A 15,210-nucleotide genomic window follows, 5' to 3' on the forward strand; every position below is an offset into this window, starting at 1 on the left:
ATGGAGTGGGAGGACGACGCCTTCGTGCTGTCCGCCCGCGCCCATGGCGAGAGCGGCGCCATCGTCGAGCTGCTGACCGCCGAGCGGGGCAAGTTCGCTGCCCATGTCGCCGGCGGGACCTCGCGGCGGATGAAGCCGATCCTGCAGGCGGGAAGCCGCGTCATCGTCCGCTATCGCGCCCGGGTCTCCGACCAGCTGGGTTCCGCCCATGTGGAGCCGGTGGGCGAGGGGGTCGGGGCGCTGTTCGACGATCCGCTGGCCCTGGCGGGTCTGGCGTCCGCCGCCGCCGTGGCCGCCGCCGCCCTGCCGGAGCGGGAGCCGCATCCCGGCGCGTTCATGGCGTTCGAGGCCCTGGTCTCCGCCCTCAGCTGGCCGGAGATCTGGCCGGCTGTCTATGTGCGCTTCGAGGCGGGCCTGCTGGCGGAGCTTGGCTTTGGCCTGGACCTGTCCAAGTGCGCTGCGACGGGCGCGCTGGATGACCTGATCTATGTCAGCCCGCGCACCGGCCGGGCGGTCAGCCGCGAAGCGGGCGAGCCGTACAAGGACAAGCTCTTCCCCCTGCCGATGTTCATGCTGACGGCGCAGGGCGGCCTTGGCCCGGGCGACGTGAAGGCCGGGCTCGACATCACCGGCCACTTCCTGGAGCAGTTCGTGTTCGGACCGCTCAACCGCCCCTTGCCGCCGGCGCGGGTCTGGCTGACCGACAAGCTGGCGGACAGCGACCGGCTTTAGGCGCCGAGGGTGTCACGCCCCGTCGAACCCTGTTCCATGTTGCGCTTGGGCGGATTCAGTCTGCAGCATGCCCTCATTGGGAAGTTCAGGGGGATTTGGGATGTTGAAGCGCGTGTTGGCCGCGGGTGCGGCTCTGATCTTGTCGGGCGGCGTCGCGGCCGCGCAGGAGCAGGGGGCCAAGCCCGCCGCCCATGCGCCAAAGGCGATGGCGTCGTCCGGCCACCCGCTGGTCACCCAGGCCATGCTCGACGTCCTCAAACGCGGCGGCAACGCCATGGACGCGGCCCTGACCGGGGCGATCATGCAGAGCGTGGTCGAGCCGCAGATGGTCACCCTGGCCGGCGCTCTGTCGGCCCTCTATTACGACGCCAAGACCGGCCAGTATCATTACCTGGACGCTGAACTGGACCACACCGCCAAGGGCGCGCCCACGGTCGCCGGCTGGGCGCAGGTGACCGGCGGCGGCCCGCCGGTGGAGGTCACCTCTGGCAGCCTGGTGGCGGTTCCGGGCGAGGTCGCGGGCCTGAAAGCCGCCGCCGACCGGTTCGGAACCCTGAAGTGGAGCCAGTATTGGGAGCCGTCCATACGCCTCGCGGAGAATGGCTTCCCCATGTACTCGTTCCTGTACGGGGAAATGGCCGATGCGGCGTTGAGCCGGCTTTCAGCTTACCCCTCGGGGCGCGAGGAGTTCCTGCCGAACGGCTATGTCCCGCCGGTGGGCAGCAAGGTGACCCGTCCGCGCCTGGCCGCCACCATGCGCCGCCTGGCCTCCGACGGGCCAGATTACTTCTACACCGGTGAATGGGGCCGCAAGTTCGTGACCGAGGTCCAGAAGACCGGCGGCGCACTCACCCTGGAAGACATGGCCGGCTACAAGGTGCGCTGGGAGCAGCCCCTGAAGTCGAGCTTCAAGGGCCACGAGATCATCTCCTCGCCGCCGCCGGGCACGGCGGGCTCGCTGATCGCGATGGTGCTGAACATCGCCGAGCCCTGGGACTTCAAGGCGATGGGCCACTACACCCAGTCGGCCGAGACGCTGTATCGCCTGCGCCAGGCCTTCGCCTTCGCCGAGGACCTGACCGACGGCTACATTCAGGACCCGGCGTCGTTTAACGTGCCCAGCGACATCCTGCTGTCGAAGAGCTTCGCCAGCCAGCTGACCGGCCTGATCGACGGGGCGATGCCCAAGGCCTCCGTCACCGGCAAGCTGGCGCATGCCGGCGGCTTCAGCCTGGCCGGCGGGTTCGACCACAGCGACCCGCACGCCTCGGACACCGACCACATCGTGGTCGCCGACAAGGACGGGAACGTCGTCTCTCTGACCCACAGCGTCAAAGGCACGACCTTCGCCACCGGCCTGGTGGTGGACGGGGTGGTGGTCAACAGCGGCAACTACTTTCCGGGCAAGAACCTGGGCGAGGGGCGTCGCGTGGTCGGCGGCTTCCCGCCCACCATGGTCGCCAAGGGCGGTGCGCCGACCCTGGCGCTCGGCTCGCCGGGCCTGACCTCGCGGGCTGTGGCCCTGACCCTGATCAACTACATCGGCTACGGCATGCCGTTGGAGCAGGCGGTGGATGCGCCCCGCTTCCAGGGTGCGCAGGCGTCCCGGCCCCTAACCATCGAGGGGCGGCTGTCCGAACAGGCCCGCGCCGACATGAAGGCGCACTACGGCGTCTCGGTGAAGGTCACCACGCCCTACAACTGGCACTTCGGCTCGATCCACGCGGTGGCGCGGGAGCCGGACGGTTCGCTGATCGGCATCGCCGACCCGCGGCGGGGTGGTCTGGCGGCGGGGTACTGACGGGGCGTCGTGGGGAAGTGCTTGCGAACGGCGATATCTCGGCTATGACCACAGCCATGCTTCGCGCCGGCAAACAACAGGTCCAACAGCAGCAACGTCGCCAGACTGGCGGCGCGGCGGCGCTTGGGCGTGGGCGAGGCGGGAGACTGGGCGGCCGATAGGCCCGAAAACTCCGACAACTCCACGAGAACCCGAAAGCCCCGCGACGACGTCGCGGGGCTTTTCGCATTTTGACGCAAAGGATTGAAATCAATGTCTCTTCTGTTCCTGAAGGCCATGGGGATCGGCCTGGCCGTGGCCGCGCCCGTCGGACCCATGAGTCTTCTGTGCATGCGGCGGACCCTGACCGATGGATGGCGGCCGGGCCTGGCGACCGGGGCCGGGATCGCCCTGGGCGACGGGGTCTATGCGGCGGTGGCCGCCCTGGGTTTCGCCGGCGTGTCGGCCTTCATGCTGGAATACGAGAAGCCGCTGCACCTGGCCGCCGGATTGTTCCTGATCTGGCTGGGCCTGCGGTCTTTCTGGCGCAAGGCGGACGCGCAAGCCGCGCCGGGGCTCCATGCCGCCTGGCCCAAGGCGCTGGGCTCGGCCCTCCTGCTCACCCTGACCAACCCGCCGACCATCATCATGTTCGTGGCGATCTTCGCGGCCTTGGCGCCCAAGACCGGCTTCAGCCCCTCGGCGGCGGCCACGACCACCCTGGGCGTGCTGGTAGGCTCGATGCTGTGGTGGTGCGTGATCGTCGCCGGCGTCTCGGTCTTCCGCCACGCCATCGGCGTCAGGGCGCGCCGCTGGATCGACCGAATGAGCGGCGCGGTGCTGATGTTGTGCGGCGCTCTGGAGCTGCGGAGGGCGATTTGACGCCATTTCGCCGCCGTCATTGGGGGACAAGGTCGCTGGGCCTGACTAAATAGTCGGCTCTGACTTACAATCGATTCGGAATGAACAAGCCTTTCCTCCCCCCTGGCGGTGACGGCGGCGACGACCGCATCATCGAAGAGCCGCTCAGCGAGGCGCTGTCCAAGCGCTATCTCGCCTATGCCCTGTCGACCATCAGTTCGCGGGCCCTGCCGGACGTGCGCGACGGGTTGAAGCCCGTTCACCGGCGCGTGCTCTACGCCATGCACAACATGCGCCTGAACCCCGAGGCCGCCGCGCGCAAGTGCGCCAAGGTGGTCGGCGAGGTGATGGGTAACTTCCACCCGCACGGCGACCAGTCGATCTATGACGCCCTGGTGCGTCTGGCCCAGGACTTCGCCCAGCGCATCCCGCTGGTCGAGGGGCAGGGCAACTTCGGCAATATCGACGGCGATAACGCCGCGGCCATGCGCTACACCGAATGCCGGATGACGGAGGCGGCGACGCTTCTGCTCGACGGCATCAACGAGAACGCGGTCGATTTCCGTCCCACCTATGATGGCCAGGACGAAGAACCGACGGTCTTGCCGGCCGGCTTCCCGAACCTGCTGGCCAACGGCTCGTCTGGCATCGCGGTCGGCATGGCCACCTCGATCCCGCCGCACAACGCGGCGGAGCTGATCGACGCCTGCCTGGTGCTGCTGCAACGTCCGGACGCGACCACCGCCGACCTGATGGAGCGCGTGCTGGGTCCGGACTTTCCGACCGGCGGCGTCATCGTCGAGCCGAAGTCGTCCCTGCTGGAGACCTACGAGACCGGCCGCGGCGGCGTTCGCGTCCGCGCCAAGTGGGAGAAGGAAGAAACGGGGCGGGGGACGTACCAGATCGTCGTCACCGAGATTCCGTACCAGGTGAAGAAGTCCGATCTGGTCGAGCAGCTGGCCGACCTGATCGACAGCAAGAAGGCCGCCCTGCTGGGCGACGTGCGCGACGAGAGCGCCGAGGACGTTCGTCTGGTCCTCGAGCCCAAGAACCGCAACGTCGAGCCCGAAGTGCTGATGGAGAGCCTGTTCAAGCTCTCGGCGCTGGAGCAGCGCTTCCCGGTCAACATGAACGTGCTGGACGCGCGGGGCACCCCGGGCGTCATGGGGCTGAAGCCGGCGCTGAAGGCGTTCCTTGATCACCGCCGCGAGGTGCTGGTCCGCCGCGCCCGCTTCCGCCTCGACAAGATCGAGGCCCGCCTGCACATCCTGGCCGGCCTGCTGATCGCCTACCTCAACCTGGACGAGGTGATCCGCATCGTCCGCTACGAGGACGAGCCGAAGCAGAAGCTGATCGCCGCGTTCGAGCTGACCGACATCCAGGCCGACGCCATCCTCAACACCCGCCTGCGCCAACTGGCCAAGCTGGAGGAGATGGAGATCCGCCGCGAGCACGCCGAACTGGCGGAAGAGCGCGACGGCATCCTGGCCATGCTGGCCTCCGACGACGCCCAGTGGAAGCTGGTCGGCGTGGGCCTGCGCGACGTGCGAGAGACCCTGGGCCCGGGCACTGAGCTGGGCAAGCGCCGTTCGGCCTTCGCCGACGCGCCGCAGGTCGATACCGAAGCCGCCCTGGAAGCCATGATCCCGCGTGAGCCGATCACGGTCATCCTGTCCGACAAGGGCTGGATCCGCGCGGCCAAGGGCAAGGTCGAGGATCCTTCGGAACTGAAGTTCAAGGAAGGCGACAAGCTGGGCTTCGTCGTTCCGGCCGAGACCACCGACAAGCTGCTGATCTTCGCCTCGGACGGACGGTTCTTCACCATCGGCTGCGACAAGCTGCCGAGCGCACGCGGGCATGGCGAGCCGCTGCGCCTGATGATCGACCTGGACGACAAGGTGAAGATCATCGACGTCTTCCCGCACAAGCCGGGCCGCAAGCGCTTCATGGCGTCCAAGGCCGGCTACGGCTTCCTGATGCCGGAGGAGGAGGCCTTGGCCAACCGCCGCGCCGGCAAGCAGGTGATGACCGTCGACGACAAGGGCGCCCTGAGCTGCACCGAGGTCATCGGCGACCAGGTGGCGGTGATCGGCGACAACGCCAAGATCCTGATCTTCCCGCTGGAAGAGCTGCCGGAAATGCCGCGCGGCAAGGGCGTGAAGCTGCAGAGCTACCGTGAGGGCGGCCTGCGCGACACCCTGGTCTTCAACCAGGAGACCGGTCCCGCCTGGATCGACACCGCGGGGCGTCGCCGTGAGTGGATGGAATGGCGCGAGTGGATCGGCAAGCGCGCGGGGGCCGGCAAGCTGGCGCCCAAGGGCTTCCCGACAAGCAAGCGGTTCCGGCCAAAATGAACCGTCGGGTGGTCATGCTCCGCGCCCTAGCCGGCATGTTCGGTCTGGGCGGCGGCAGAGCCTTGGCCGCCCGGTCGCCCGGTGGGCTGAGCTTCGGCCGGCCCGAGGACGTGGGTTTCGACCCCGCGCGCCTGGGGCGTCTGGACGACGCCATGCGGCGCACCGTGACCAACAACCAGATCGCCGGCGGGGTTACCCTGCTGGCGCGGCGGGGCAAGATCGTCCAGCTGCGGGCCTATGGTCAGCGGGACATCAACCTGGGCGACCCGATGACGAGCGATGCGATCTTCCGCATCCGCTCCGAGACCAAGCCGATCACGGCCCTGGCCATGATGATGCTCTACGAGCAGGGGCTTTGGGGCCTGGACGATCCGGTCACCTACTTCATCCCAGAGTTCACTGATCTGAAGGTGTTCAAGACGGCCGACGCCAATGGCGCCATCACCGCCGTCGAGCCCGTGACGCGGCCGCCGACCATGCGCGAACTGATGACACACACGGCGGGGTTCGCTTATGGCCTTGCCGGGGACAGTCCGCCGGACCGCGCCTATCTGGAAGCCGGTGTGCTGACCGCCGACAGCCTCTCCGACATGGTCCGCCGCATCGCCGAGCAGCCCATGTTCTGCCAGCCGGGCAAGATGTGGCGCTACAGCATCGCCACCGACATCCAGGGTCACATCATCGAGCGCCTGTCGGGCATGAGCCTGCCGGACTTCTTCAAGACCAAGATCTTCGATCCGCTCGGCATGGTCGATACCGGCTTCTATGTGGCGCCGGAAAAGCGCCGCCGCCTGGCGACCCTGTACGACATCGACTACTCCACCAACCGCCTGGCCGAGCCGCCGACCCCCCGCTGGCGCGACGTGCTGCAGCCGCCCCTGGCCCCGTCCGCGGGCGGCGGGCTGGTCTCCACCGCGCGGGACTATGCGCGCTTCTGCCAGATGATCCTCAACGCCGGCGAGCTGGACGGGGTGCGGATCGTGCGGCCGACCAGCATCGCCATCATGGGCTCAAATCACCTGCCGCCCAGCTTCTCGGTCACCTCCGACGGCATCCGTCCGTTCCCGTTCGGGCCAGGCCTGGGTTTTGGCCTGAACATGGCGGTGTCGGTGGACCCGCTGCTGGGCAATGCGCCGGTGGGCAAGGGGACCGTCAGCTGGGGCGGTTCGGCCGGCACCTGGTTCTGGGCCGATCCGACCAACGACCTGTTCTTCGTCGGCATGATCCAGCGCCTGGGCGGCGTCGGTTCGGGCCTCGACGCCGAGACGCGCAACCTCGTCTATCAGGCCCTGGTGGACCGCGCGAAATAGCTGGCGGGCTGTCTTAGCAGCGTTAAGCTGGACCTATACAGCTTGCGCGAGCAGCTCTCAGGGACAGTCATGACGCGACGTTTCAAACTGGCCGCGGCGGCCATCGCCGCCATCCTCGCCACCGCGCCGGCCTGCCAGGCCCAGAACGCCGCGCCGGCCGCGGCCACCCAGGACGCGGCTTTCCAGCAGCTGGACAGCTCCATGCACGCCCTGGTCGACCAGGGCCGGCTGCCCGGGGTGATCACCTATGTGTCCAAGGGCGGCAAGGCGCTGCACTACGACATCTATGGCAAGAGCGACCTGACCACCGGCGCGCCGCTGAAGGCCGACACCATCTTCCGCATCTACTCCCAGACCAAGCCCGTGACCGGCGTGGCGCTGATGATGCTGTACGAGGAGGGCAAGTGGGGCCTAGACGACCCGATCACCAAGTTCCTGCCGGAGCTGGCGAACCTGACAGTGTTCAAGAGCGTCGGGCCGGACGGCAAGATGGTCACTGAGCCGGCCAAGCGTCCGGCCACCATGCGCGAGCTGATGAGCCACCAGGCCGGCTTCGCCTATGGCCTGCAGGTCGATAATCCCGTGGACAAGGCCTACCGCGACAGCGGCCTGCTGGGCTCGCCGACGCCGGAGGCCTTCCTGAAGACCCTGGCCGCCATTCCCCTGATGGGGCAGCCGGGCGAGCAGTGGAAGTACAGCGTCGCCGTCGATCTGCAGGGCCTCATCGTCGAGCGCCTGTCCGGCAAGAAGCTAGGCGCCTTCATGCAAGAGCGCATCTTCTCGCCGCTGGGCATGGTCGACACCGGCTTCTGGGTCCCGGCGGAGAAGCAGGGGCGTCTGGCCTCGCTCTACCTGATCAACCCCGCCGACAAGAAGGTGGTCCCGGCGCAGGGCTTCATGGTGCTGGACGTGTCCAAGCCGCCAGCGGTGGAGTCGGGCGGCGGCGGGCTTGTCTCGACCGTGGCCGACTACGCCAGGTTCTCACAGATGCTGCTGAACGGCGGCGAACTGGGCGGCAAGCGCCTGCTCAAGGCGCAGACCGTGGAGCTGATGCGCGAGAACCACCTGACGGCGGCCTCGCTGGCCAAGCAGCCGCTGGGCCCGGGCGTCGGCTTCGGCCTGGACTTCGCCACCGTCATGGACCCGGCTAAGGCCGGCACGCCGGTGGGCAAGGGCAGCTACAGCTGGGGCGGCGCGGCCGGCACCTGGTTCTGGATCGACCCGGCCAATGACCTGTTCGTCCTGGGTATGGTTCAAGTCCTGGGCCGTCCCGACAGCGATCCAAGGCTGGACCGCCTGTCGGCGGCTGGAGTCTACCCGGCGATCAAGGCGCCTTGAGGCGCGCCGTGGACGTTAGGCGGACGAGAGTTTCGGGAGATTTGCGATGAACAAGCGGCTGGTCTGCTCGGCGGCGGCGATGGCGTTGCTGCTCAATGTCGATATGGCCGCCGCCCAGGCGGTCACCGTGCTCGATGCGGAACGTCTGTTCGACGGCTCGGCGGTGATCGACAAGGCGCGCGTGGTCATCAAGGACGGCAAGGTCGTCGCCTCCGGCCCGCAAGCAGAAGTCGCCGCGCCGGCCGGCGCCAAGCGCGTCGATCTGGGGGACCGGTTCGTCATGCCGGGCCTCGTCACCGCCCACAGTCACGTCGGCATGGTCCAGGGTCTGGATGTCGGCGGGCACAACTATTCGCGCGAGACGGTCGGGCGCGATCTGGCGCAGTTCCAGCGCTACGGCGTGGTGGCCGTCAATGCGCTGGGCATGAACGCCGAGCTCTTCCACACGCTGAGGCGGGAATGGCGCGGCGGCGCACATGGCGGCGCGGACCTGTATGGAGCCGGCGGCGGTGTCGGCGCGGTCGATGGCGCGCCTCCGGCCCGCATGAAGCCGCCCGCCAGTGTGATGCGGCCGACGACGCCTGAAGCCGCCCGCAAGGCGGTGGACGCGATGGCCGACGCCGGCGTCGACATGATCAAGGTCTGGGTCGACGACCTGAACGGCCAGTCGCCCAAGATGACGCCGGAGGTCTATGCCGCCGCCATCGACCAGGCGCATCGCCGGGGCCTCAAGGCCGCCGTCCACATCCACGCCCTGGCCGACGCCAAGGGCGTCGTGCGCGCCGGCGCCGACGTGATCGGGCACGGCGTGCGGGACATGCCCGTCGACGAGGAGTTCACCACGCTCCTGCGCGAACGGGGCGTCTGGTACATCCCGACGGTCAACATCAACGAGGCCGAATACATCTACGCCGAGCATCCGGAGTGGCTGAAGGACCCCTTCTTCCGCATGGCCGTGACCCCGGCGCTGGAGGCGCAGCTGAACGACGCGCAATGGCGCCAGGCGGCCCTGGACAAGGCGCAGCCGTCGCGCGCCGCGGTAAGCATGAACATCGCCAACCTGCGCCGCGTCCACGCTGGGGGCGGCAAGATCGCCTTCGGCACCGACTCCGGCGTGACGCCGCTGCGCATCCCCGGTTTCGCCGAGCATCTGGAGTTGGGTCATTTCGTGCAGGCCGGGCTGACGCCGGTTGAGGCCCTAACCGCCGCCACCGCGTCCAGCGCCGCGCTCATGGGTCTGAAGGATCGCGGGTGCCTGGCGGCGGGATGCCGAGCCGACCTCCTCGTTCTGCGCGCCGACCCGACCGCCGACATCGCCAACAGCCGGACCATTGAGGCGGTCTGGCGCAACGGCGCGCCGATCGCCCAGTAGGGGGCGTTCGGAACCGACGCGGTCGGCGCGGCGTAGTCCATGCCTGTGTTCGAAGGATCAGCCATGGCCCGCCATCGCATCGCCTCGTCCGGACTGGTAGTCGCGGTCCTCGCGCTCGCCGCCTGTTCAGGGCCGGAGGAGCCGAAAGAGGTCGCGCCAAACGCGCCGCCGACAACTCAGGCGCCAGCGGCGCCGACGCCGCAGCCGCCCGTGGCCAGCGGAGGCGCGACCGTCGGCGGCGATGGCTCAGAAATCCGCCTCGACGCCCTGACCCCGGCCGACGTGGAGGGCGCCAAGCTGGCGGGCGAACTGGGCTGCAGCTTCTCCACCGCCGGCGCTACGCCGCTGCTGCTCGCCATGGGCGACGTGGCGTCCAAGGACGCGGCCCAAGGCGTGGTGAAGGTGGCCGGCTATGTCGAGCGGGTCGCCGCGCCCGGCGGCTTCGACGGCATGCTGAAGGGCGCGACGTTCAGCGGCGCGGGCAAGACCATTCGCATCGCGGTGACCGGACCGGCGATCGGCGGCGGAGAGTCGCCCCCGACCCCCGCGACCCTGACCTACGAGCGGGCCGAAGGGGCCAGCAAGACCTTTGTCGGCCGGTGGGTCTGCGGGCCTTAGTGCGTCAGTTCGGTCCCGACGCCTTGCGGATCAAGGCCCGCACGTCGTCGGAGAAGGCCGGGGCTGTGTCTCCGAGATAGAGCATGTGGCCCGACGGATAGTCGCGGAAGGTCACGCGGTCGGCCGGCAGGTTGGCGGCCGCGAGGCTGCGGCGCGCGGCGGCCGGGGTGGTGACCAGGTCGTAGCTGCCGGACGCCACCAGCACCTGCAGACGCTCGTTGCGGCGCATGGCCGTGCTCAGGTCGACGGCGAAGCTTTGGCCGGGCGGCACCTGGGCGCGTTTCCACGTCCACTTGGACAGCAGGTCGCGCCAGACAATGGCGCCGTAGGGGCGCTTCATAGACACCTTGAGGTCGTCGCTCAGCATCTGGTGGAAGGCGGCCATGAAACCGGGGACATAGCGCCCCATGGCCGGATCGTCCGCCACCGGCTCATTGCCGGAGCCGGCGGTCGGCAGGGTGTAGCGGCCGTCATAGAGGCCGACGCTGAGGCCTTGGTCGGCGAGAAGCTGACGGGCGAACTGGCCGGTGGGGACCTTCAGGTCCTTGGCGTAGGCGTCGGCGGGCAGGCCGGTGTAGCCGATGAGGCGCTCGACCAGCGCCTGGCGATCGGCGGGCGACAGGGAGCCGGCGGCGTTGCGGCGCAGGGCGTCCTCGTATTCGCCGGCGGCGAATTGGTCGACCTCGGCCTGGAAGGCGGCGAGCGACTTTTGCTGATGCTTGGTGCGGCCGTGGGCCCAGGCGGTGGCCGCCTGGGCGGTCAGGTCATTGGCGGCCGAGACGAAGGCGGCTTCCGGCTTGGCGGGGACGTCGCGTCCCTCCAGCGTGGTGCCGAGCAGGACGATGCCGTTGACGGTGACGCCGCGCATCACCCCCGTATAGGTCGGGCCGCCCATCAGGGCGCGGGGCAGGAGGGCGGCGCGGACGCTGCCATAGCTTTCACCCATGAGGAACTTTGGCGAGGTCCAGCGCCCGTTCTCGCTCAGCCACAGCTCGATGAACTGGGCCACGGAGTCGGCGTCCTGGTCGACGCCCCAGAAGTCCTCGCCCTTGCCCGAGCCGACCGGGCGGCTGAAGCCGGTGCCGACCGGGTCGATGAACACCAGATCGGCGACGTCGAGCAGGCTGTCGGGATTGTCGCCCGCGCTGAAGGGCGGGACGTTGCTGGGGTTCACCTCGCGGTCGAGCACCACGCGGCGCGGACCCACCACGCCCATGTGCAGCCACAGCGACGAGGAGCCGGGGCCGCCGTTGAAGACGAACATCACCGGCCGGCGCGGATCGCGCGGACCGTCCTTGACGTAGGCGAAGCTGAAGATGCTGGCGGTCGGCTCGCCGTTTAGCGAGGTCAGATAGGTCTCGCCGGCGGTGGCCGTGTAGTCGATCCGTTGGCCGCGGATGGTGGTCTTGTGCTTGGTGACGAAGCGCACCGGCGGGGCGACGGCGGCCGAGGCCGGGATGTCCTTGGAGACCGCCAAGACGATCGGCGGTTCCGACTGCGCGATCGCCGAACCGGCGCCGGCCAGGAGCAGGGCGGCCGCCGTGGAGAGAAGAAGACGTTTCATGCGGGCGGCGCCTTGGGCAGGACGTTGAGGAGACGGTCGATGTCGTTCATGTCGTTGAAGACGGAAACGGAGACCCGGAAGCGGTTCTGGGCGACCGTCATGCGGACGCCGCCCTTGGCCAGCGGGTCGCGCAACTTGGCGCGCGCGTCCTTGAGGGCGAAGGCGACCAGCGGTGTCTTGCTGTCGAGCGGGGTGAGGGGCTCGTAGCCGCGGCGCCGCAATTCGGTCTGGACGGCGTCGATCATCGGCTGGCGCCAGGCCTGGATGCGCTCCACCCCGATGGACTGGATCCAGGGCAAGGTGTGATCCAGCTGCACGACGCCGGTCCACGAGGTCGTGCCCATGGCGAAGACGCCGGTGGCGTCGGGGCGGGCGGCGTAGTCGGCCACCGCGTCGCCCGGCGCGTCATAGGGGAACACGTGGCTCTGGAAGCGGCTGATCTGGTGATAGCCCCACCAGGGGCGCTTGATCTTGGGCAGGACTTCCTTGCGCACATAGAGGAAGCCCAGGCCGAAATCGCCCATCAGCCATTTGTAGGAAGAGGTCGCGGCGAAATCGACGCCTGCGGCCCGCAGGTCGAGCGGGACCGTGCCGGCGGCGTGGGCCAGGTCGACATAGACATAGGCGCCATGGGCGTGGGCCATGTCGCAGACCCGCTTCAGGTCATGTTGGAAGCCGTTGGTGGTCGATACGGCGCTGATCGCCACCAGGCGCGTGCCGTCTGTGATGGCGGCGGCCATCTCGTCCATGTCGATGCCGCCTTCGCGGGTCATCCGCAGGGTGACTACGTCGGCGCCGGCGCGCTTTAGCTCGCCGTAGGTATAGAAGGAGCCGAAGAAGTGAAGGGCGTCGGTGACGATGCGCCCGGGCTCGGCCGGATAGCCCAGGGCCTGAAGGATCAGGTTCTCGCCCATGGTCGTCGACTGCACGATGCTGAGCTCGTCCGGCGTCGCGCCGACCAGCTTGGCGAAGCTGGCCAAGACGTTCTGTTCCTTGGCGCCCATGTCCAGCTCTGGCGCGTCGGCCGCGCGGGTCTTGTAGCGCAGATACCCCTCGAGCGCAGCGCGGGCGCCCAGCGGCATCGGGTGCGTGGAGCCGGCGTCCAGATAGACATACGCCATGGCGGCGAAGGCGGCCTTGGCCGGCAGGGCGGGGGCCGCCGTCGGTGCGGTGGTCGCGGCTTGCGCGGCGGCGGGCGCGGCGGCTGCGGCGGCGATCAGGGCGCGGCGGGTGAACGTCATCGGGCTTCCTCTTGGACGACAGGCTAGCCTTGGGCGGTCGGATTTTTCAGTCTTTGACGCAAGCGCCGACGGGGTGTGGTGAATGATTTATGCGCCTGGTCAAGCTCGTGGGCATGGATCGGGCCTGAAGGCCGCCTCAGCGGAATTGACGCGCCTGCAATGGCACGGCCGTCGTGCTCTTGGACTCCGCCAGAGTGACAATGGAGCGGACGTCGATCACCCCCGGCAACTTGAGGAGCACGGCGAAGACGAAGTCCTGATACCAGACCACGTCGGGAGCCAGGATCTTCATCATCGCGTCCATCTCCCCAAAGACCGTCCAGCATTCGAGGATCTCGGGGATGTTCTCCACCTGCCGATAGAAGTCGGCCCGTTCCTTCTCGGTCAGGGTCGTCATCTTCACCTGGGCGAAAATCTGCATCGTGAAGCCGAGCTTGCGCGGGTCGACGATGGCGACGACGGAGGTGATGTAGCCTTCCTCGCGGAGGCGCTGAATCCTTCGCCAGCAAGGCGATTGCGACAGGCCCACCCGCTCGGCGAGATCGGCGGTCGATATCGACGCGTCCCGCTGCATGAGGGTCAGGATCTTGATGTCGATGGCGTCGAGTTTTGATGACATAGCTTATGTTCGTTTCGCTTCCCGTGCGCATAGCGGATGCGCAAAGCCCTTTCGTCAAGCAGAACAAAGACAAGAAAATCCATGAGCGCGGATTACGATCTCTAGCGTGGCTGGTTGCGTGCTTTTTGAACGCCGCACGAGCAGAGTGTGTAGAGGGGGCGGCCGTTGACAGTCTCGACCGCGCGGGAGCGCCTTGATGGCCCCGCGCTTGAGGAGGGGTATTCGCGGTGGGTGCGCACAGCGCTCGCCCGCTGCGCCGAGACGCCTGAAGCGATCGTTCTGTTCGACTCCACCATTCCAGAGCCGACGGAGCTTCTTGCCGGCGTCATCGGCCGCGCCTTCTCCGACAAGGTCACCGACCGTTACGAGAGTGTCTTTGCGTCGGGAAACCGGTTTGTGGCGCAGGCCGTGGCCAAGCGCGCCGGGGTGTCGCCCGATCAGGTGATCGGCGCGGCCGGCGCCACCAGCGCCATGGCCATGGCCATTCGCGCCTTTGTGCAGCCGGGCGAGCGCGTCCTTGTCGAGACGCCGGGCTTTGACCTTCTGGCGACCCTGGCCCGCGAGGCTGGCGCGGTGGTCGATCTGCTTCCGCGCTGGGCGCCGCACTTTTCCGTCGATCCCGCCGAGCTCGAAGTCGCCATCCGCCCAGACACGCGGCTCATCCTGCTGACCCAGCTTCACAATCCAACGGGCGCGGCCCTGAGCCGGCAGGCTCTGGATGACATCGCCCAGGTCGCACGCAAGCGATCGGTTAAGGTGCTGATCGACGCCGTCTACGCTGACTTCCTGGGGGAGGCGGGCGCGGTCCCGCCGCATCCAGAGTTCATCGTCGCCGGCAGTCTCTCCAAGGTGCACGGTCTCTTTGCGCTGCGCTGCGGCTGGCTGACGGCGTCTGGCGAAGACATCGCCCGCATCGAGGCGGCCAATCCGCAAGGCGACCTTGCGGTCTCCAAACTGACCCACGCCATCGGCGCCTTGGTGCTCGAGGATCTTGAGCCCTTCGACGCCCATTGGCGCGCCTGCCTTGGCGCGACGCGGTCGGCGGTGGAGCCGCATATCCGCGCCATGATCCAAGAGGGCTTGCTGGACGGCGCGCTGCCGCAGGCCGGCTGCATGTACTTTCCTCGCGTTGTCGGGGTCGAAGACACCCTGGCGCTGTCGGAAGCGCTTTGGGCGCAAGATCGTCTCATCGTCGCGCCGGGCGAGCACTTTGGCCTGGCTGGTCACATCCGTATCGGACTTGGCGGTGAACCCGACCTGTTGGAGCGCGGCCTTATCCGTTTGGCGAATGCCCTTCGCCGAGAAACTTAAACATCACGCATAGGTAATGCGTGTCCGCCCGTGCGGCCGCATGACCAATTTACGACTGACCGGTGAAGGTCCAGAGAACGCAAAGAATATCTGCGCCTCGCCGACTAACC

At 68.2% G+C, this 15,210-nt stretch carries 12 protein-coding genes; 9 read left to right on the forward strand and 3 right to left on the reverse strand.

Annotated elements, in window-relative coordinates:
* The 8 genes from recO to ABOZ73_RS18160 all read left to right on the forward strand — a co-directional run bounded on the left by recO (position 1) and on the right by ABOZ73_RS18160 (position 10,365).
* Positions 1-732, forward strand: a complete 732-nt coding sequence (gene recO / locus ABOZ73_RS18125) for a DNA repair protein RecO (protein WP_369059499.1) — start codon at positions 1-3, stop codon at positions 730-732.
* A gap of 100 nt (positions 733-832) precedes the next feature.
* Entirely contained in the window at positions 833-2,533 is a 1,701-nt protein-coding gene (locus ABOZ73_RS18130) for a gamma-glutamyltransferase family protein (protein ID WP_369059500.1), read from the forward strand.
* A 252-nt stretch (positions 2,534-2,785) separates the two neighbouring features.
* Positions 2,786-3,394: a LysE family translocator gene (locus ABOZ73_RS18135; protein ID WP_369059501.1), complete on the forward strand. Its 609-nt coding sequence runs from the start codon at positions 2,786-2,788 to the stop codon at positions 3,392-3,394.
* An 80-nt stretch (positions 3,395-3,474) separates the two neighbouring features.
* Entirely contained in the window at positions 3,475-5,727 is a 2,253-nt protein-coding gene (parC, locus tag ABOZ73_RS18140; RefSeq protein WP_369059502.1) for a DNA topoisomerase IV subunit A, read from the forward strand.
* Positions 5,724-7,037: a serine hydrolase domain-containing protein gene (locus tag ABOZ73_RS18145; RefSeq protein WP_369059503.1), complete on the forward strand. Its 1,314-nt coding sequence runs from the start codon at positions 5,724-5,726 to the stop codon at positions 7,035-7,037. Before parC ends, ABOZ73_RS18145 begins: the two co-directional genes overlap by 4 nt.
* A gap of 69 nt (positions 7,038-7,106) precedes the next feature.
* Complete coding sequence (locus ABOZ73_RS18150; RefSeq protein ID WP_369059504.1) at positions 7,107-8,375, forward strand: serine hydrolase domain-containing protein; 1,269 nt, start codon at positions 7,107-7,109, stop codon at positions 8,373-8,375.
* Positions 8,376-8,421: 46 nt separating this feature from the next.
* Positions 8,422-9,747 (forward strand): amidohydrolase family protein, encoded by a 1,326-nt coding sequence (locus ABOZ73_RS18155; protein WP_369059505.1) that lies wholly within the window; start codon positions 8,422-8,424, stop codon positions 9,745-9,747.
* 63 nt (positions 9,748-9,810) lie between these two features.
* Positions 9,811-10,365: a hypothetical protein gene (locus ABOZ73_RS18160; protein WP_369059506.1), complete on the forward strand. Its 555-nt coding sequence runs from the start codon at positions 9,811-9,813 to the stop codon at positions 10,363-10,365.
* Between the two features lie 4 nt (positions 10,366-10,369).
* Here ABOZ73_RS18160 and ABOZ73_RS18165 read toward each other — a convergent pair whose 3' ends face one another.
* The 3 genes from ABOZ73_RS18165 to ABOZ73_RS18175 form a co-directional block, all read right to left on the reverse strand.
* Positions 10,370-11,929: a S10 family peptidase gene (locus tag ABOZ73_RS18165; protein WP_369059507.1), complete on the reverse strand. Its 1,560-nt coding sequence runs from the start codon at positions 11,927-11,929 to the stop codon at positions 10,370-10,372.
* On the reverse strand, positions 11,926-13,170 hold the full coding sequence (locus tag ABOZ73_RS18170; RefSeq protein WP_369059508.1) for an aminotransferase class V-fold PLP-dependent enzyme: 1,245 nt from the start codon (positions 13,168-13,170) through the stop codon (positions 11,926-11,928). Before ABOZ73_RS18170 ends, ABOZ73_RS18165 begins: the two co-directional genes overlap by 4 nt.
* Positions 13,171-13,306: 136 nt before the next feature.
* Complete coding sequence (locus ABOZ73_RS18175) at positions 13,307-13,789, reverse strand: Lrp/AsnC family transcriptional regulator (RefSeq protein ID WP_369059509.1); 483 nt, start codon at positions 13,787-13,789, stop codon at positions 13,307-13,309.
* Positions 13,790-14,020: 231 nt separating this feature from the next.
* On the opposite strand from ABOZ73_RS18175, the gene ABOZ73_RS18180 reads away from it, so the two are divergent.
* Positions 14,021-15,100, forward strand: coding sequence for a pyridoxal phosphate-dependent aminotransferase (locus ABOZ73_RS18180; RefSeq protein ID WP_369059510.1), 1,080 nt, complete (start codon positions 14,021-14,023; stop codon positions 15,098-15,100).
* Positions 15,101-15,210 lie beyond the last annotated feature (110 nt).

It is taken from the genome of Caulobacter sp. 73W (assembly GCF_041021955.1).
Taxonomy (GTDB): Bacteria; Pseudomonadota; Alphaproteobacteria; order Caulobacterales; family Caulobacteraceae; genus Caulobacter.